This is a genomic window from Microbacterium sp. NPDC077663 (genome assembly GCF_044542795.1).
Classification (GTDB): Bacteria; Actinomycetota; Actinomycetes; order Actinomycetales; family Microbacteriaceae; genus Microbacterium.
The window spans coordinates 843196-862201 of sequence record NZ_JBITVE010000002.1 but is presented as its reverse complement, the minus strand read 5'-3'; the positions used below and the strand labels follow the sequence as shown (position 1 = coordinate 862201).

Sequence of the window (19006 nt, the reverse complement as noted above, 5' to 3'; positions counted from 1 at the left end):
ACGTGCGCGCGGACCTGTCGCAGCGATGATGACCGTGGCTGCCTTGCTCGCGTCCATCGCGCTGGGTCCGTCCGCGCATGCCGCTCCGCCGGCCGCTGTCACGGCTGCATCCGCAAGCACCACCACACCCACGATTGCCGCGGTGACCTCGACGCATCCGCGCCTCATGGCTGATGCGTCCCGGATCGAGCAGCTGCGCACACAGCAGGCTCAAGACCCCGTCAGCAAGGGGCTCGCCGACCGCGTCCTCACGGAGGCCGACGCGCTCCGCTCAGAGCCCCGCATCGCCTACACGGTCTCAGGCGGACGGATGCTGAGTTCTGCGACCGAACTCGTGGATCGCACATACACTCTGGTCGTCGCCTGGGTCGTGTCGGGAGACCGCAGCTATCTGGACCTCCTCTGGAAAGACCTCGGGCCGGCGACGAAGCTGACATCCTGGAATCCGGATCACATGCTCGACGGCGCCGAGTTCACCCATGCCTCAGCGATCGCGTACGACTGGGCGTACTCCGCGTGGAACTCTACCCAGCGGTCCCAGATGCGGACCGCCATCGTCAAACTCGGCCTCGAGCCGTCACTGAAGATTTACAGCCTCACCGACGGCGCCAAGAGCCCCTACCGCTACCTGGGCAACTGGCGCCTCGAGGCCGGCAACATCAACACCAACATCAATTCCGCGATGATCCTGGGCGCGCTCGCTGTGGCGAAGGACGCCACGAGCACATCGGTGCAGAGCGTCCTGACAGGTGCGAGCAAGAGTATTCGGAGCGGCCTCTCCGAGTACAAGGCCGACGGCGGATTCCCCGAGGGCGCAACGTACTGGGCCTACGCCACCCGATTCGCGACGGCGGCTCTCCTCTCTTTGAAGACCGCGACCGGATCGGATTACGGTCTCGCCTCCGTCGGCGGCCTCTCGAAGACGGCGTCGTTCGCGCTCGATCTCCGCAGTTCCGCCGAGACCATCTACAACTTCGCGGACTCGTCGTCGCTTCCTGGCGTGGTCAATCTGCCCCTCGCGGGGCTCGCGCGGCTCTACAACTCGCGAGCACTCGGCGCTGCGTCCGCCGTGAATGTCCCGGGGTCATACACCCGAGCGGCGCAGCAGCTCATCATGCGCGACCCGTCCTGGAAGGGCGTGACGCCCGCGACGGGTTCCCTGAATTCGACGTACTCGACTGGTGTTGTTACGGCGCGATCGTCACCCACGAGCCCGGACGCGACCTACCTGGCCTTCCGGTCTGCAACCGCATTCGAGGCGCCCCACCAGCAGATGGATGCGGGCGACTTCCAGCTCGCATCCCTGGGCGAAGAATGGGCGGTCGAGCTGGGACTCGAGGAGGCGACGTACGACCTCAGCAATCCCGCTCGCTCGAGCGCCCGGTGGAACTATTACCGGACCACGACGATCGGGCACAACACGCTGACCATCGCCCCCTCTAAGGCCAGCGCCGGGCAGCCTTCCGCCACTGTTGCGGGCCGTGTTTCCTCGGCCCCGGATGAATTCTTCGCGACCACGAACGCGAGCGCCACGTTCGCCGATTCGGTAAGCAACTGGAAGCGCGGCGTCCGCCTGATCGACGGACGCACGAATGCGCTCGTCCAAGACGAGATCACGACCGCGACGACAGTGGACGCGATGTGGGGGATGCACACGCGTGCACAGATCAAGATCTCGGCCGATGGTCGGCAGGCGATTCTCTCGCAGAACGGCAAACGACTCCTCGCGCGCATCGTCTCGGGAACCGGCACCACCTTCAGCGACATGCCCGCAGCGCCCCTCCCGTCGTCACCGCAACCCTCGCAGGAGCGGAACGACGACGTGCGAAGGCTCTCGATCTGGTTCTCAGCGAACGCGGGGGCGACGACCACACTCGCTGTGCAGTTCACACCGCTCCTGCCAGGCACGGACGCCTCGGCACCACCCCGCGCCGCGAAGGTGACCGCGCTCTCCTCTTGGACCTCGATGGGCACAGCGTCCGTTCTGACCGGGATCAGTGTGGGCGGGCAGAAGCTCGCCGGATTCTCCGGCAAGACCGCGTCGTACGACGTGCCAATCTCAGACCCCAGTTCGCTGCCGAAGGTCTCCGCGACCGGTACCGGCACGATCTCAACCGTGCAGGCCACGCGGTCGAGCATGACCGCCCGCATCACAGTCACCAACGGCACCGCCCGAGCGACGACGTACGTCGTGCGCTTTGTCGTTGCGGGGGATTCCGCCGTGGTCGACGGCCGGACGGCGCGGGATCCGCGCTCCCAAACCGTCGACGGAAGACCTGAGACTGCCTGGGACCCCGCATCAGTGTCGTCACGGTCGCTGGTCTGGCGTCTTGATGAGCCGGTGCCTCTCCGCTCTGTGATGCTCACCATGGCGAGTTCGACGCACACTCCGACCGAGGTCAGGCTGGAGGTTTCACCGGACCGGTCGTCATGGTCGGCGCCTTACGGCGGTACATTCGATGGCCCGACCGCCACCAAGGCATTCCCCGTCGCCTCCGCCTCGCCCATCAGGTTCGTGCGGATCACCGTGCCACGCGGCGACGCGAAGATCGCTGAGGCGCGTTTCCTGCGCTACGACGCCTCCCCGGAGAATGTGGCGCCACCCCGTACCGTCCCGACGAAAGCGGCACTTTCGGGCTTCGCGACCAAACCCAACGTCGGCGCAACAGGTCAGGCCCGGACCTCCGCGACCTGGTCCAACGGCACCGCCACGACCACGACGAAGTGGATGACGAGCAACTCGAAGGTCGTTTCCGTGACCAGCTCGGGGGGTTGGCGTGCAGCCGGGCGCGGCACCGCGCAGGTCGGCGCCATCGTGACGTCTCCAGACCGGGTTTCCGCCACCGCCACGGTGAGCGTCACGGTCGTGGATCCCACGCGGATCAGAATCCCCGTCCTGCGCGACACGTATGTGGCGGGATCCGAGCCGTCAAAGAACTTCGGCTCCTCCGCGACGATCCTGAACAAGCCCACGACCTCAGCCGCGCTCGAGCGCATCGGCTATCTGGCGTTCGACGTGACCCCCATCGCGGGCCGTGAGGTGCGGTCCGCGGTTCTCACGGTCCCGGCCGTGATCAAGGACAATTCGACCGTGTCCACCGCCCGGATCGACTTGCATCCGGTCACAGCGGCGTGGTCCGAATCATCGATGACCTACGCGAATCGGCCGGCGAGCGGTTCCACCGTCGCCAGCATTCTCGCGACCAAGACGGAGCAGGCCCAGTCAGCCGATCTGACCAAGCACCTCGCGGGTCTCGCCAAGGCCGGGACCAAGACCGCGTCCTACTCCCTCTCACAGGATGGCGTCGGCGCCAAGGGCGTGGTCGTCTCGATGCCCTCGAAAGAGTTCGCCCCCGGCGCTTACATCGAGGTCGTCCTCGCCCCCGCGAGTGCAGACACCGTCCCGCCGTCGCGCCTCGGATCCGTCTCAGCTACCGGGGCGCCGTCCTCGCTGGCGGTCGGCAAGAGCGCGACCCTGGCCGTCACTGCGAAGGCGAGCACCGGCGGGACCTTCACGCGCGCCAAGATCACTTACTCAACGACGGATTCGGCGATCATGAAAGTCTCGTCGACCGGCATCGTCACCGGCGTCTCTCCCGGCGGGGCGACGCTGAGCGTCACAGCGACGGCAGACGGCATCGCCGTTACCTGGACGAAGCGGATTCTCATCACCAAGCAGTAGCGTCGTCGGATCGCGCGAAGTCTCACTCCGCCCCGACGTAGCGCGCGAGGTGCTCGCCCGTCAGGGTGCTCCGCGCGGCCACCAGCGCAGCCGGCGTGCCTTCGAAGACGATCCGGCCGCCGTCGCGACCTGCGCCCGGGCCGAGGTCGATGATGTGGTCGGCGTGCGCCATGACGGCCTGGTGGTGCTCGATGACGATGACCGAGTTGCCGGCATCCACCAGTCGGTCGAGCAGAGCCAGAAGGTTGTCGACGTCGGCGAGGTGCAGTCCGGTCGTGGGCTCGTCGAGGACGTAGACCGCACCCTTCTTGGCCATCGCGATCGCCAGCTTCAGTCGCTGGCGCTCACCGCCCGAGAGCGTGTTGAGCGCCTGACCGAGGGTGATGTACCCGAGCCCCACGTCGATCATTCGCGCAAGCGTCGTCTTCGCCGGGCCGGTGGTGAACCCGTGCGCCTCTTCGGCCGACATCGCCAGCACCTCGGCGATGTTCCGCCCGTCGAGCGTGTACTCGAGCACCGCGTCGCTGAAACCAGACCCGCCGCAGACCTCGCACCGCGTCTCGACGCTCTGCGTGTAGCCGAGGTTCGTGATGATGACCCCCAGCCCCTTGCACGCGGGGCAGGCTCCCTCGGAGTTCGCGCTGAACAGCGACGCCTTCACTCCGTTGGCCTTGGCGAACGCGGTGCGGATTGCATCGAGCACACCCGTGTAGGTGGCGGGGCTCGACCGGCGCGAGCCCTTGATGGGCGATTGGTCGACGACGACCACGTCGTCGAAGGCAGGCACGTTGCCGTGGATGAGGGACGACTTGCCCGAGCCGGCGACCCCGGTCACCACCGTCAGCACACCGAGCGGGATGTCGACGTCGACGCCCACGAGATTGTGCTGGGTCGCGCCACGGATCTGCAGGGCTCCCGTCGACGAGCGGGTGTCGGTCTTGAGCGCGGCGCGGTGATCGAGGTGGCGCCCGGTGAGGGTGTCGGATGCCCGGAGTCCCGCGACGTCTCCCTCGTACATGATCTCGCCGCCCCGCGATCCGGCATGCGGCCCGAGGTCGACGACGTGGTCGGCGATCGCGATCACCTCGGGCTTGTGCTCGACGACGAGGACGGTGTTCCCCTTGTCGCGCAGGAGCAGCAGCAGGTCGTTCATGCGCTGGATGTCGTGCGGGTGGAGGCCTGCGGTCGGCTCGTCGAAGACGTAGGTGACGTCGGTCAGCGCGGAGCCGAGGTGGCGGATCATCTTCGTCCGCTGCGCCTCGCCGCCGGAGAGCGTCCCCGACGAGCGGTCTAGCGAGAGGTAGCCGAGACCGATGTCGATGAACGAGGCGATGACATTGCGGAGACCCGACAGCAGCGGCCCGACGGTGGTGCCGTCTATCGAGCCGAGCCACGTCGCGAGATCGGTGATCTGCATCGCGGAGGCCTCGGCGATGTTCACCCCGCCGATGCGCGACGACCGCGCGCCCTCGTTCAGGCGGCTCCCGCCGCAGTCGGGGCACGGCAGGAACTTGACGGCACGATCGACGAACGCGCGGATGTGGGGTTGCAGCGACTCGCGATCCTTCTGCAGGAACGACTTCGTGATCTTCGGAACGAGACCCTCGTAGGTCATGTTCATGTTCTGGAGCTTGACCTTCGTCGGTTCCTTGTAGAGGAAGTCCGCTCGCTCCTGGTCGGTGTAGGTCGCGATGGGCTTGGATGCGTCGAGGAATCCCGACTCGGTGAAGATCCGCACCATCCAGCCGTCGACGGTGTAGCCGGGGACGGTGATCGCCCCCTCGGCGAGTGACTTGGAACTGTCGAAGAGTTCGTCGAGGTCGACGTCGCTCACCTCGCCGAGGCCTTCGCAGCGGGGGCACATGCCGCCGGTGACGACCTCGGAACCCGGCATGGAGGGGATGTTGAACGAGAACGCCTGCGGCGACCCCACGTTCGGCTCGCCGAGCCGGCTGAACAGCAATCGGAGCATCGCGTACGCATCGGTGACGGTTCCGACCGTCGAGCGGGCGTTCGCCCCCATCCGCTCCTGATCGACGATGATCGCGGGACTGATGTTCTCGAGCCCGTCGACCTCGGGGCGCGACAGCTGCGCCATGAACTGCTGCACGAAGGTCGGGTACGTCTCGTTGATGAGGCGCTGCGACTCCGTCGCGATGGTGCCGAACACGAGCGAGGACTTGCCCGATTCGCTCACGCCGGTGAACACGGTCAGGCGTCGCTTGGGGATCTCGACGTCGATGCCCTTGAGGTTGTTCTCCCGTGCCCCGATGACGCGGATGACGTCGTGCGCATCGGCGACGGGCAGATCGGATGCCACGGCTCAGCCCTGAGCCCAGGGCATGGGCCGCGTCGCCACTTCGTCACGAGTGGCGTCATCCGGCAGGTGCGGCAGCTCGCCGCCTCCCGCGCGGATGCACAGCCACCGCAGCTCACCGGGGCTCTCGGGGTGGGCGCGCCAGGTGCGCCACACGCCCTGACCGACGCGGACGACCGACCCGGGACCCACGTCGACGAGGTCGTCGTCGAGCCCCATCTGGCCGCGCCCCTCGACGAAGACGTAGAGCTCCTCGACCTCGGAGTGGGTGTGCCAGTAACCCGCCTCCTCTCCCGGTTCGAGCGCGTTCGCCGTGAGCCCGATGAACTGCATCGCGAGCTCGTGGTCGACGACGCGACGCCCGTCGCGCGATCGAGCGGGAGCGAACCCTCCGAAGTGGTCGCGCCACTGATCCAGACCGCCGATCTCCGTGACCTCGTAGTCCGCCATGTCCACCTCTCCGCCAGCCGTCACCACATGATCCTCGCGCAGCGTGCCGCCGGGCAAGGGCTCACACGCCCGACGCGAAGGACGCGGTCGCGGCGACCGAGTCGAACAGGTGCAGCATCGGGTCGTGCAGGTGACCGAGCGGGGTGGCGAAGCTCGCGAGGACGACGCGCTTGGCGCCGGGAACGGGATACCAGTAGTCGGCCTCGAGCCGTCGGACGGACTCGTCAGCCGCGTCGGGGTCCTCGACCACACGGTGCAGGCGCAGGGCGCCCCCGCCCGACGCCGACACCTTCGTCGCGGTGTCCGCCCCGGCCGCACAGACCGCGCGGAGGCTGCGGTCGAGAGTCCCCAGGACCGCATCGGCGGACGTGCCGATCGACGGAGTCAGGGACATCCCGCTCGGCGCGTGCACCGTCAACGTCGCCGGCAGGCGCACCCCGGGCGCGACCTCGAGGCAAAGGAACACCCCGTGCGCCCCGGCGGTGCGGGCCGCACCGACGACGACCGTCAGCCGTTCCCGCAAGCGCCGTCGGGTCAGGGCGGCATCGTCCGCCGATCCGACGATGTCGCGGACCGCGGCATCCACACGGTCCGCCGCGGCCGCCTCGTCCCGCGGGTCGATCGCGAGCCACTCCCCGGGCAGGGTGAACGAGAGGCGCGCGGGCATGCTCACTGCGCCCCGGCGAGCGCCCCGAGGTCGGCGGGGCGGAGCTGCAACCTGCGCGTGCCCGTGTCGGCGACGCCGAGCTGCCGCGCGATGTCGGGGGTGACCGCGATGACGTCACGCGTGGCCTCACCGCGCGCGGTGTAGTCGGAACGTTGCCCGTCGACGAACGTGAGGCCGATCGCGTCGGCGGATGCCGCGGCGTCATCGGCGGCGAGGACGGGAGCTGCGGCGCGCACGGCGTCGACGACCCCGGTCTCGGACGGGTCGTCGAGGAAGAGCATCACCTCCACGTGCGTCACCCAGGGCGCGTTCGGGTGGGTCGTCCAGACGAAGGCCCCGTTCACGCCGTCGACGGCGCCGAGGTCCGTCTCGAGTGCCGACGTATCGCGGTCGGCGGCGCATCCCGCGAGCACGAGGGCGCCCGCGCACAGGGTGACGGCAGCCAGGAACGCGTTCAGGGGACGGCGCTGTCGGGGCATGGGGAACCTCACGATCCTCGGGTGAACTCGGCGACGTAGACCTCTTCGCTGCCCGAGTCTCCCGCACCGGCGAAGAAGATGTCGTCGCCGGGACGGGGTTCGGGCAGGTAGTGCTCGGCGGCGTCGCCGTACATCGTCGCGTCGTGCATCGGCCACGTGAGCGGCCGATAGGTCTGCCAGTCCTGATCGAACCGGAGGTAGTCGCGGACGTCCAGGCCCACGAACTCCAGGGTGTGCACCGGGTCGATGCCGTTGTTGAACTGCGTGACACGCACGCCGTCGGGCATGTCGCTGTGGTGCTTGTCGATCGCCGATCCCGCCGTCACGACGGACTCGACGCGGTCGGCGACGCGCGGGTCGGTCGCCATCTCGCCGGCCATCATGCCGCCGAGCGACCAGCCGGTGAACATGATGGGCGCGTCGCTGTCGAAGACACCGGCATCCGTCATCGCCTGCCAGGCCGCCCGCTCGTACTGCGTCTCGAGCTCGGGGAACATCGACAGCATCACGTCGGTGCGCAGATCGTTCAGTGCGCCGTCCGTGTTCGTCGGCGACCACTCCTGCGTGCTGGGCAGTTGCACCCGCCAGCCGACGACCTCACCGCCGGCGTCGCGCACCGCGACCACGCGGATCTCCGTGTAGTCCGCCCCGCCGGCCGCGTCCTGCGCCGCGATTTCACCGAAGAGATCCCGGTAGTCGCGGGGCTCGAGGTCGTCCGAGATCTCGAAGCGGTCGGTGCGCTGCACGACCGGTGGTGCCATCAGCTCGCTGATCGCCATCTGGATGAGGGATGCCGAGACGAGCGCGACGAGCAGCAGGACGCCCGTCGGGCCGAGCGCGACGAACAGCGTCCCGAACACGAGGGCGCCCACGAGGAACAGGGCCGCGACGACCGCAGCCGACACCAGCGCGCTGATCGCCTCGGACAGCTCGACGTATATCGCGGAGAGGACGTCCTCCGCCCAGTCCACGACGACGGCGAACACATCGCCCACGCCTTCCCAGAACTGGTTCCAGTTGTCGCCGAACGAGTCGGCACCCTCCTCGATCGCCGTCGAGATCTGGTCGCCCGCGCGGTCCGCCGCATCCCACATCCGCTGCCGTGCCGATGTCAGGGCACGGCGAGCCTCCTCGGCGGCGGTCACGGCCGCACCCAGCGCTTCGCGCGCCTCCCACAAGTCGTCCTCGATCCGCCCGGTGGGCTCGCCCTCGGCGATGGCGAGCGTGAGCGCGTTCTCGAGGTCGTGGATCTCCGCCTCGCGCACCGGCACCAGGCTGAGCTGAGCGTCGCCCTCCTCGATGGCCGACCTCGCCTCTCGCTGGATCTCGCCGAGTTCGACGGCATACGTCACGAGCGCGGTCGAGGTGCCGGCGTACAGCTCATGGGCGCGCTGCAGACCGGAGGCGGCTTCGCCCGCGGCGGTGCCCGCGGCATCCGTCGACAGACTGTGCTGCTGCGCGACGAGCTCCTGCAGCGCAAGGGCGGCGGACTCGATCGCCTCGGCGGTGCGGGCGAGATCGCGGGCGCGCCCCTCGAGGTCATCGGGCCGCCCGGCGAGGAGATCCTCGAACTCGGCGGACAGCGCGCTCACGGTCGCCTCGTCGCATCGAGCTCGGTGAATGCGTCGACGATGGCGGTCAGCAGGTCGCGCACGGTGACCAGCTGATCCTCGAGCTTGCCCCGGTTGTCGTCCCAGTTGGCGGCGAAGTCGCGGACCTTGCCCGCCAGCCGCGCCTCACCGGTGGCCGCCGCGAGGTCCTCGCTCACCGCATCGGCGGAGGAGAACGTGTCGACGGCCGAGGCGGCCCGATCGCGTGCCGCCGCCAGGGCGGTCAGGTCCAACCGCACGTCGCTCACTCCGCCACCTCCGTTCGGGGACGACGCTACCGACGGCGCGGACGCGAGCCCATGGGGACTCCTCCCCACCTGTGGGGGTCAGTCCTCAGCGCGGTGGCACCCGGTCACGTGATCGTTGACCATGCCCGTCGACTGCATGAGGGCGTACATCGTCGTCGACCCGACGAAGCGGAACCCCCGCGTGCGGAGCCCCTTCGACATCGCGTCGGACTCGGGCGTCGTGGCGGGGACCTCCGCGAAGGACATCGGACGCCGATGGGATGCCGGGGCGAACGACCACATGAACGCGTCGAGCTCGCCCGGGGCCATCTCCGTGACGATCCGCGCGTTGCCGATCGTGGCGAGGATCTTCGCGCGGTTGCGGATGATTCCCGCGTCCGCCATCAGCCGGTCGACGTCCGCCTCTGCGAACCCGGCGACCACCTCGGGCTCGAACCCGGCGAACACCTCACGGAACCGGGGCCGTTTGCGAAGGATCGTGATCCACGACAACCCTGCCTGGAAGCCCTCGAGGCTCATCTTCTCGAACAGGGGCCGGTCCCCGTGCAGCGGCCGCCCCCACTCCTCGTCGTGGTAGCGGCGGTACTCGGCGTCGTCGCCCACCCAGCCGCAACGAAGGAGGCCGTCGGGCCCGACACGCAGTTCCACGTGTGCCAGGCTACCGACGGCCTCGGACGCTCACTTCTTCTTCAGCGACTTCTCCGGCACGGGGGCCTCGCCGCGCACCGCGAGGTCAGCGTAGTGCGCACGGGCCTCGTCCTGCCGCTGCCGCTCGACGCCCGAGGCGATGGGCGCGCGAACATGCTCGGGCGCGAAGCCGAAGGCATCCACGATGTCCTGCGCGTGCGGACGCAGCCGGGCGCACAGCCGGTCGATGTACTTCGACACCGCGGCGGCGCGCTGCGTCGAGAGGCGCCCGTTGATGAGGTGCCAGGCGAGGTGCTTCTCGATGAGGTGCAGACCGAACAGATCCCGCAGCCAGGTGAGCACCTGACGTGTGCCGTCATCCTCCGTCGTCTTCACGGCGTCCGAGAACGCCTCCCACTGCAGCAGCTCGCCGTGCGCCCGCGCCGCCTCGATGAGTTCGGCCTGGTGCGCGTTGAACAGCGCCGCGGCCTCGGCCGCGGGCAGCTTGGATGCCGGGCGCAGCGCACCGGCGATGTCGGCCACCATCTGTTCGACGCGTCCCGCCAGCAGCTCGTGCTGCTGCTCGGCCCGCAGGCCCAACTCGACCGAGCGCGCGGTCGAGCCGAAGTCCGCGACGGTCTGACCGAGGCTGCGGAGCCCCGCGCCATGGAAGACCTTGCCCGCCGTCTGTCCGACGGCGAACTTCGCGAGGGTCGCGGCATCCGCCCCCTTGAACTGCTTCGCGAAGTCGGCGAGCAGCCGCTTGCCGACCAGCTGCAGGAGGACGTTGTTGTCGCCCTCGAAGGTCACGTAGACGTCGAGGTCGGAGCGCAGTCCGACCAGGCGGTTCTCGGCCATGAATCCCGATCCGCCGCAGGCCTCGCGGGCCTCCTGGATCGTCTGCAGCGCGTTCCAGGTGCTCAGCGGCTTGAGCGCAGCGGCCAGCGTCTCGAGGTTCTCGCGCTCGGCGGGGGTGTCGGCGGTGCCGCCGAAGACGCCGTCGAACGTGCGCAGGAGCTCATCGTGCGAGAAGTACTGCGCGACGTTCTGCGCGAGCAGCGGGAGGAGGCGGCGCTGGTGCTTGCCGTAGTCGAGGAGGACGACCTCGTCGGTGCCCGCCCCGGAGTCGAACTGCCGACGCTGGTTGCCGTAGGTGACGGCGATGTGGAGGGCGAGGGATGACGCAATGGTCGCCGCCCCATCGAGCGAGACGCGTCCCTGGACGAGCGCGCCCAGCATCGTGAAGAAGCGACGTCCCGTGCTCTCGATCGGGCTGGAATACGTGCCGTCGGGGGCGACGTCTCCGTAACGATTGAGCAGGTTCGTGCGGGGCACGCGGACGTGGTCGAAGGCGAGACGACCGTTGTCGATGCCGTTCAGGCCGCCCTTCACCCCGTCGTCCTCGCTCCGCACGCCCGGCAGCAGTTCGCCGTCGGCGGTGCGGATGGGGACGAAGAAGCAGTGGACACCGTGGTTCACGCCCTTCGTGATGAGTTGCGCGAAGACCGTCGCGGCCTGCCCGTGCTTCGCGGCGTTGCCGAGGTAGTCCTTCCACGCCGCGCGGAACGGGGTGTGGATGACGAACTCTTCGGTCTCAGGGTCGTACGCAGCCGTCGTGCCGATGGCCGCGACATCCGACCCGTGACCGATCTCGGTCATGGCGAAGGCGCCGGGCAGGTCTGCGTCGCGGATCGCCGGGATCCAGGTGTCGTGGTGCTCCTTCGTGCCGAGCTGCAGCACCGCCGAGCCGAACAGACCCCACTGCACGCCGGACTTGATCTGCATGCTCGGGTCGGCGAGCACCAGTTCCTCGAACCCGGCCAGGTTGGCACCGTTGTCCTCCTCGCCGCCGTACTCCTTCGGCAGGGCGCGGGTCGAGCCGCCGTTCTTCGCCAGCAGTCGCACCTGATCCATGACCCGCTCGCGGTGCTCGGCGACGCTCTGGCCGTCGATGCGCCAGTAGGCCGGGTCCTTGATGAGCTCGCGCACCGTGAGGCGGGTGTCTCCCCAGGTGCCGCGGAGCATCGCGCCCACGGCGTCGATGTCGATGCGGGGCTCGTGCGCCTCGTCGGCTGTGTGGGGCACGGTGGGAGCGCCGCCGGCGGGGGTGCGCTTGTCGGCGGCGGGGGTGGTGGAGCGGACGACGGTGTCAGTCATCACTGGCCTTTCTGAGGACGCCGGTGAGGGCGACGGGACAGGGAAGTTCGACGACAACGGTAGGAGTCCTCTAACAGCGAACCAAAGGCGTTGTCCGGTTGAGACAAGATGCAGGAGGGACGTCGTCGTCCTGACTTGTGCTCCGCCTACACCGGTCGATGTCGGGGCGCCCTGGCAGACTCGCCCCGGAGGCTTCGATGATCACACTCGCCCGATGGGATGCCACCGACCGCGGCCTGCTGACGCTCTTGAACGCACCTGCCATGACGTCATATCTGGGCGGCCCCGAGACCGAGGAGCAGCTCGACGACCGGCACGACCGGTACGTGCGCACGTGGTCCGATCGACCGGGAGCGATGTACCGCATCGACGTCGACGGCGAGCCCGCCGGTGCGATCGGATTCTGGCCCGTCGACGAGGAGGGCACGCCCGCCTTCGAGACCGGGTGGAGCGTCCTCCCCGGCTTCCAGGGGCGCGGCGTTGCCACCGCGGCGCTGCGCCTGCTGATCGCCGAGGTGCGTCGTGACGGCACCCGATTGCTCCTCACCGCGTATCCCGGCGTCGACAACGCCCCCTCGAACGCGCTGTGCGCCCGAGCCGGCTTCGAGGAACGCGGCACCGGATCGGAGCCGTGGCGCGGCGGCATCCTCACCTTCCGGAGGTGGGTGCTCGACATGTCGCCGCTGGATCTGACCGGACGTACCCCCGATGTCGACGAGCGCTTCGCAGGTGACGCTCTCGACGCGGAGCGGTGGTGGCCGCATTACCTGCCGCACTGGTCGTCGCGCTCGCGGACGGCGGCGCGGTACCGGGTCGACGGCGGCCTCGAGCTGCGCATCGACGCGGACACCGAACCGTGGGCGCCGGAGTGGGACGGTGACGTCCGCGTCTCGCACCTGCAGACCGGGCAGGCCGCCGCCGAGGTCGGATCGGATGCCGGTCAGCACCGCTTCCGCGAAGGGCTCGTCGTCCGCGAGTCCCAGGTGGAGCGGCGCCTGTGGCTACCCCGCTTCGGGGTGATCGCGGCACGCCTCGCCGCGGTGCGGCATCCGGACGCGATGGTCGCGTTCTGGCCGATCGGGTTCGAGGACTCGCCCGAGGAATCCGGGGAGATCTGCATCGCCGAGATCTTCGGATCGGAGGTGGACGACACCGGCGGATGGGTCGGTGTCGGCGTCAAGGCCCACCATGACCCGCGGCTGCGCGACGACGTCGAGAGGATCCGCATCGACGGCGACCTCACCACGCCGCATGAGTACGCCGTCGACTGGTCTCCCGATCGGCTGCGGTTCTTCATCGACGGTCGGTGGGTGAAGACGGTCGCCCAGCGGATCGACTACCCGGTGCAGCTCATGCTCGACCTCTACGAGCTGCCGCGACGGGACGGACCGCGCGATGGCGGAGCTCTTCCGCACGTGATGCGCATCGGACGTGTGTGCACGTTCCCAGACTCCTGACACACTGGGAGCATGCGCGTCCTTTCCGCTGACGAGACCGTCGTCCACCTCCGCTCCGGCGGCACCAGCGTCGTCGTCGACCTGCAGCCCGGAGCGGTCCCCGCGATCGTCCACTGGGGCGACGACCTGGGCGATGCGCCGCGCGAGACGCTCGTCTCGCTGGCCACCGCATCCCGCCTGCAGCGCATCTCGGGCGGGCTCGACCACACCGTGCGCCTCGGGGTCGTCACGACGGCGGCCTCGGGGTGGGCCGGCACCCCCGCTTTCGAAGGCCACCGCGATGGCGCGGGCGTCAGCGCGCTGTTCACCGTCGTCGAGACGCGCACCTCGGGCGACGCGCTCGAGGTGGAACTCGCCGACGGCGAGGCCGGCCTGTCGGCGCGCTACGAACTGCGTGTGACGCCCTCGGGCCTCGTGCGCGCCCGGACGACCCTGCGGAACGACGGCGACGGCCACTACACGGTGCAGGCCCTGCACGTGACGCTCCCGCTGCCGTGGGAGGCGACGGAGATCCTCGACACGACGGGTCGTCACCTGCGCGAGCGGTCCGCCCAACGTCACGAGCTGACGTTCGGGACGCACCTGCGCGAGTCCCGGCGCGGCCGCCCCGGTGCCGACGCCACCCTGCTGCTCGCGGCCGGTGTCGCCGGGTTCGGTTTCGAACGCGGACGCGCCCACGGGGTGCATCTGGCGTGGAGCGGGAACTCCCGCATGTTCGCCGAGCGGACGCCCACGGGAGAGTCGTTCCTCGGTGCGGGCGAGCTGTACCTGCCCGGCGAGATCCGCCTCGCCCCGGGTGAGGAGATCGCCACCCCGGAGCTGCTCGGATCGTGGGGCGACGGCCTCGACGAGCTCGCCGCGCGGTTCCACGACGAGTGGCGTGCCCGGCCGCAACATCCGACCCGCCCCCGTCCCATCACGCTCAATACCTGGGAAGCGGTGTACTTCGACCACCGCCTGCCCAAGCTCATCGCCCTCGCCGATGCGGCGGCCGAGCTCGGTGTCGAACGGTACGTGCTCGACGACGGCTGGTTCCGTCACCGTCGCGACGACACCGCAGGGCTGGGCGACTGGTACGTCGACGAGACGGTCTGGCCGGAGGGCCTGCACCCGATCGCCGACTACGTCGTCGCGAAGGGGATGGAGTTCGGACTCTGGTTCGAACCCGAGATGGTCAACCCCGACAGCGATCTCGCCCGCTCCCACCCGGAGTGGATTCTCCGCGGCCGCACCGACCTGCCACCGTCGGCCCGTCAGCAGCAGGTCTTGAACCTCGCCCACCCCGACGCGTACGCGTACATGTTCCAGGTGATCTCGGACATCCTGGGCGCCTACCCGATCGCGTACGTGAAGTGGGACCACAACCGCGACCTCGTCGACGCCGCCGCCGGCCCCGGCGGCGCCGCGCTCGTCCACGCGCAGACCCTCGCCGTGTACCGGCTGATCGACGAACTCAAAGCCGCGCATCCGGGGCTGGAGATCGAGAGCTGCGCCTCGGGCGGCGCGCGGGTGGACCTCGGGATCCTGGACCGCACCGACCGGATCTGGACAAGCGACTGCCTCGACCCGATCGAACGCCTCGAGAACCAGCGCTACACCGCACTCGTCGTGCCGCCCGAGATGATGGGGATGCACCTCACGACACCGCACGTGCACTCCACCGGCCGCACCGTGTCCCTCACCCTCAGCGGAGCGGTCGCCCTGTTCGGCCACTTCGGCATCGAATGGGACGTGACGACCCTCAGCGAGACGGATGCCGCGACCGTCGGCGCGTGGGTCGCGCTCGCCAAACGGGTGCGCCCCCTCGTCGCGACCGGGCGTGCGGTCAACGCGGATGTCGCCGACCCCGGACTCGACGTCCGCGGCGTCGTCGCCGAGGACGCGGCATCCGCGTTCTTCACGATCACGCAGACGCAGACCCTGATCTCGTCGCCCGCGGGGCGGGTGCGCCTGCCGGGGCTCGACGCCGACCGGACCTACCGGATCCGCGTCGCCACCCCGGGAGGGGTCGTGCAGACCCCGGCGCAGTCGCCGCTCGAGTGGGCGCACGAGGACACGGTACTGACCGGCCGCCAGTTGGCGGTCGTCGGCCTGCGACCGCCGGTGCAGAACCCGCAGCAGTCCACCGTCGTCGAGCTGACGGCGGTCTGAGGTCCGTCAGATCTCGGCGAGCAACGCGAGGAACTCGTCCGCCATCTCGACCTGACGACGGAGCTTCTCGCGGCGCGATGCTGCTTCGGCGCGAACGGCATCGAGGCGCGCCCGCACCTGCGGATCGGCCGCATCCGTTCCGATGGCGTCGACGACGGCGAGCAGCTCGCGCATCTCATCGAGTGTGAACCCGAGCGGCTTCATGCGGCGGATGAGGAGGATGCGGGCGACGTCGCCCTCCGTGTAGAGGCGGAAGCCCCCGTCGGTGCGCGCCGAGGGGGTGACGAGGCCGATCTCGTCGTAGTGCCGGAGGGTGCGGAACGAGAGTTCGGTCCGCTCGGCGACCTCGCCGATGCGCATCGTGCTCTCCGACACGGTCTCCCTCTCGAGTGGACGCAAATCTCACGTTACGTTAGGTTTGTTCGCGCGCGATCCGCGCGCCCCCATTCTTCCGCGTCCCCCTCCCCGCGCGCACCACTCCCCCGGAGTCCTCATGACCACCACGGCACCCCCGCGCCCGCGCATCGAACCCACGGTGCTGCAGGCTCTGCGCAGCCCACGCCTGCTCACCCGCGAAGTGCTCGCGGGACTCGTCGTCGCCCTCGCCCTCATCCCCGAGGCGATCGCCTTCTCGATCATCGCCGGCGTCGATCCCCGCCTGGGGCTGTTCTCGTCGTTCATCATGGCGGTCGCCATCTCGTTCCTCGGCGGCCGACCGGCCATGATCACCGCGGCCACGGGGGCGATCGCCCTCGTCATCGCACCGGTGGCCCGCGAGCACGGGATGGACTATTTCATCGCCACTGTGCTGCTCGGCGGGGCGATCCAGATCGTGCTCGGACTGCTCGGTGTGGCGAAGCTCATGCGGTTCATCCCGCGCAGCGTCATGGTCGGCTTCGTGAACGCCCTCGCGATCCTGATCTTCATCGCACAGCTGCCGCAGCTGTTCGGCGACGGCATCCCCTGGCTCGTCTGGCCGCTGCTCGCCGTGGGGCTCGTCATCCTCTCTGCGATGCCGCGACTCACCAAGGCCGTGCCCGCTCCCCTGGTCACGATCGTGCTGCTGACCGCGGCTGTCGTCGTGTTCGCCTGGAACGTGCCGACGGTCGGCGACCAGGGCGAACTGCCCGAGAGCCTGCCCACCCTCTTCCTGCCGTCCGTCCCCCTTACGCTCGAGACGCTCCAGATCATCGGACCGTTCGCGCTCGCGATGGCGGTCGTCGGTCTTCTCGAGTCGCTCATGACCGCGAAGCTCGTCGACGACATCACTGACACGCACTCGCCCAAGACGCGCGAGGCCCTCGGCCAGGGCGCGGCGAACATCCTATCCGGCGCATTCGGCGGCATGGGCGGCTGCGCCATGATCGGCCAGACGATGATCAACGTGAAGGCGTCGGGCGCCCGCACGCGCATCTCGACCTTCCTCGCCGGCGTCTTCCTGCTCGTCCTCGTGCTCGCGCTCGGCGACGTCGTCGCGATCATCCCGATGGCGGCGCTGGTGGCCGTGATGATCGTCGTCTGCATCGGCACCTTCGACTGGCACAGCGTGCGGCTGTCCACTCTGCGGCGGATGCCGAAGAGCGAGACCGCTGTGATGCTCATCACCGTGGTGGCCACCGTCTGGACCCACAACCTCGCGATCGGCGTGATCCTCGGCGTGCTCGCCGCGATGGTGATGTTCGCGCGTCGTGTCGCCCACTTCGTGACCTTCACGCGGACCGTCGACGAGGCGGCATCCACCGCCCACTACGCGGTCGACGGCGAGCTGTTCTTCGCCTCGAGCAACGACCTCACGACGCAGTTCTCGTACGCCGAGGACCCCGCGAACATCGTCATCGACATGTCACGGTCGCACGTGTGGGATGCGTCGACGGTCGCCGCACTGGATGCCGTCGTCAGCAAATACGGGCGCCACGGCGCGACGGTGACGATCACGGGGCTGAACGACTCGGCATCCGTGTTCCACGGCAGACTCACCGGACGGCTCGGCTCCGGCGAGTGAGCGCACGGGGTTGATTGCGCTGCGACAGCCCTGAAGGATGCCGGGGGCGGCCCGGTCGGACGGGCGCCGCGACGAGGGGGTCTCATGACGGAGCCGGCACGATTCGCGATCATCGGCACGGGGTGGCGCTCCGAGTTCTTCCTGCGCCTGGCCGCCGCCGCACCCGACCGCCTCGAGGTGACAGGTGTGCTGGCCCGGTCCGACGCCTCGGCGGCGCGGATCGCCCCCTGGGGCGCGCCGGTGCACCGCTCGCTCGACGATCTGCTCGGGGCAGGTCCTGACTTCGTGATCGCGTCGGTGTCGTGGGACGCCATGCCGGGTGTCATCACGGAGCTCGTCGGTCGCGGTGTGCGGGTGCTCGCCGAGACACCGCCCGCGCCCGACGCCGACGGACTCCGCACGCTCTGGCACGACGTGGGCGCGAGCGGGCTCGTGCAGGTGGCGGAGCAGTACCTGCTCATGCCGGGCCACGCCGCGCGGCTCGAGGTGGTCCGCTCCGGCGCACTCGGCACGATCGGTGCCGCACAGGTGTCGTCGACGCACCTCTACCACGCGACCTCGATGATCCGGGCGTTCCTGGATGCCGGTATGGCCGAGGCGACCGTGTCGGCGCGGACGTTCACCGCGCCGCTGGTCGACCCGCTGACACCGGCGGGCTGGTCGGACGATCTCACCCCGAAGGAACGCACCACCACCATCGCGACGCTCGACTTCGACGACGGACGGATGGGGCTGTACGACTTCGTCGACAACCAGTGGTGGAACCCGATCCTGTCGCGGCGCGTCGTGCTGCGCGGCTCGCACGGCGAGCTCGTCGACGACATCGTGCGCCGCTTCGAGGGCGCCGAGGTGATCACCTCGCCGATCACCTACCGGCGCACCGGCGTCGACCTGAATCTCGAGGGCAACGACGTCGTGTCGGCCGCGTTCGAGGGGCGCATCGTCTACCGCAACCCGTGGGTCGGGACGCGACTGTCGGAGGACGACATCGCCGTCGCGTCGCTGCTCGAACTCACCGGGCGATGGGCTCGGGGTGACGGCCCCGAGCCCTACCCGCTCGCCGAGGCGTGCCAGGACCATCTGCTGGGCCTGGCGATCGGCGAGTCGGCGCGCACGGGAGCCGATGTCCGCGTCGCGCTCGAACCCTGGAGCTGACCGC

At 69.4% G+C, this 19006-nt stretch carries 14 protein-coding genes; 5 read left to right on the top strand and 9 right to left on the bottom strand.

Going from position 1 to position 19006, the window contains the following annotated elements; genetic code table 11:
- The first annotated feature begins 166 nt into the window (after positions 1–166).
- Entirely contained in the window at positions 167–3682 is a 3516-nt protein-coding gene (locus ACIGEP_RS11710) for a DNRLRE domain-containing protein (RefSeq protein WP_396661791.1), read from the top strand.
- Positions 3683–3704: 22 nt separating this feature from the next.
- Here ACIGEP_RS11710 and ACIGEP_RS11705 read toward each other — a convergent pair whose 3' ends face one another.
- The 8 genes from ACIGEP_RS11705 to ACIGEP_RS11670 form a co-directional block, all read right to left on the bottom strand.
- On the bottom strand, positions 3705–6002 hold the full coding sequence (locus tag ACIGEP_RS11705; protein ID WP_396661790.1) for an ATP-binding cassette domain-containing protein: 2298 nt from the start codon (positions 6000–6002) through the stop codon (positions 3705–3707).
- Between the two features lie 3 nt (positions 6003–6005).
- A complete protein-coding gene (locus tag ACIGEP_RS11700; protein ID WP_396661789.1) occupies positions 6006–6473 on the bottom strand; it encodes a cupin domain-containing protein in 468 nt (155 codons plus the stop codon).
- Positions 6474–6510: 37 nt separating this feature from the next.
- Complete coding sequence (locus tag ACIGEP_RS11695) at positions 6511–7116, bottom strand: hypothetical protein (protein WP_396661788.1); 606 nt, start codon at positions 7114–7116, stop codon at positions 6511–6513.
- Positions 7117–7118: 2 nt separating this feature from the next.
- A complete protein-coding gene (locus tag ACIGEP_RS11690; RefSeq protein WP_396661787.1) occupies positions 7119–7595 on the bottom strand; it encodes a hypothetical protein in 477 nt (158 codons plus the stop codon).
- An 8-nt stretch (positions 7596–7603) separates the two neighbouring features.
- A complete protein-coding gene (locus ACIGEP_RS11685) occupies positions 7604–9187 on the bottom strand; it encodes a hypothetical protein (RefSeq protein WP_396661786.1) in 1584 nt (527 codons plus the stop codon).
- The gene (locus ACIGEP_RS11680) at positions 9184–9453 is read right to left on the bottom strand and encodes a hypothetical protein (protein WP_396661785.1); all 270 of its coding nucleotides are present in this window, start codon (positions 9451–9453) and stop codon (positions 9184–9186) included. Before ACIGEP_RS11680 ends, ACIGEP_RS11685 begins: the two co-directional genes overlap by 4 nt.
- Before the next feature lie 78 nt (positions 9454–9531).
- Complete coding sequence (locus tag ACIGEP_RS11675) at positions 9532–10101, bottom strand: DNA-3-methyladenine glycosylase I (protein ID WP_396661784.1); 570 nt, start codon at positions 10099–10101, stop codon at positions 9532–9534.
- Between the two features lie 30 nt (positions 10102–10131).
- Positions 10132–12237, bottom strand: coding sequence for an acyl-CoA dehydrogenase (locus ACIGEP_RS11670; protein ID WP_396661783.1), 2106 nt, complete (start codon positions 12235–12237; stop codon positions 10132–10134).
- Between the two features lie 197 nt (positions 12238–12434).
- Here ACIGEP_RS11670 and ACIGEP_RS11665 point away from each other — a divergent pair, with 197 nt between their 5' ends.
- Together ACIGEP_RS11665 and ACIGEP_RS11660 are read left to right on the top strand one after the other, a co-directional pair.
- Positions 12435–13694, top strand: a complete 1260-nt coding sequence (locus ACIGEP_RS11665; protein WP_396661782.1) for a GNAT family N-acetyltransferase — start codon at positions 12435–12437, stop codon at positions 13692–13694.
- A 12-nt stretch (positions 13695–13706) separates the two neighbouring features.
- Entirely contained in the window at positions 13707–15845 is a 2139-nt protein-coding gene (locus ACIGEP_RS11660) for an alpha-galactosidase (RefSeq protein WP_396661781.1), read from the top strand.
- A gap of 6 nt (positions 15846–15851) precedes the next feature.
- On the opposite strand, the gene ACIGEP_RS11655 is transcribed toward ACIGEP_RS11660, so the two are convergent.
- Positions 15852–16220, bottom strand: coding sequence for a MerR family transcriptional regulator (locus tag ACIGEP_RS11655; protein WP_396661780.1), 369 nt, complete (start codon positions 16218–16220; stop codon positions 15852–15854).
- Between the two features lie 118 nt (positions 16221–16338).
- Between ACIGEP_RS11655 and ACIGEP_RS11650 the strand changes: the two genes are divergently transcribed.
- Positions 16339–17847: a SulP family inorganic anion transporter gene (locus tag ACIGEP_RS11650; RefSeq protein ID WP_396661779.1), complete on the top strand. Its 1509-nt coding sequence runs from the start codon at positions 16339–16341 to the stop codon at positions 17845–17847.
- 84 nt (positions 17848–17931) lie between these two features.
- A complete protein-coding gene (locus tag ACIGEP_RS11645; RefSeq protein ID WP_396661778.1) occupies positions 17932–19002 on the top strand; it encodes a Gfo/Idh/MocA family protein in 1071 nt (356 codons plus the stop codon).
- Positions 19003–19006 lie beyond the last annotated feature (4 nt).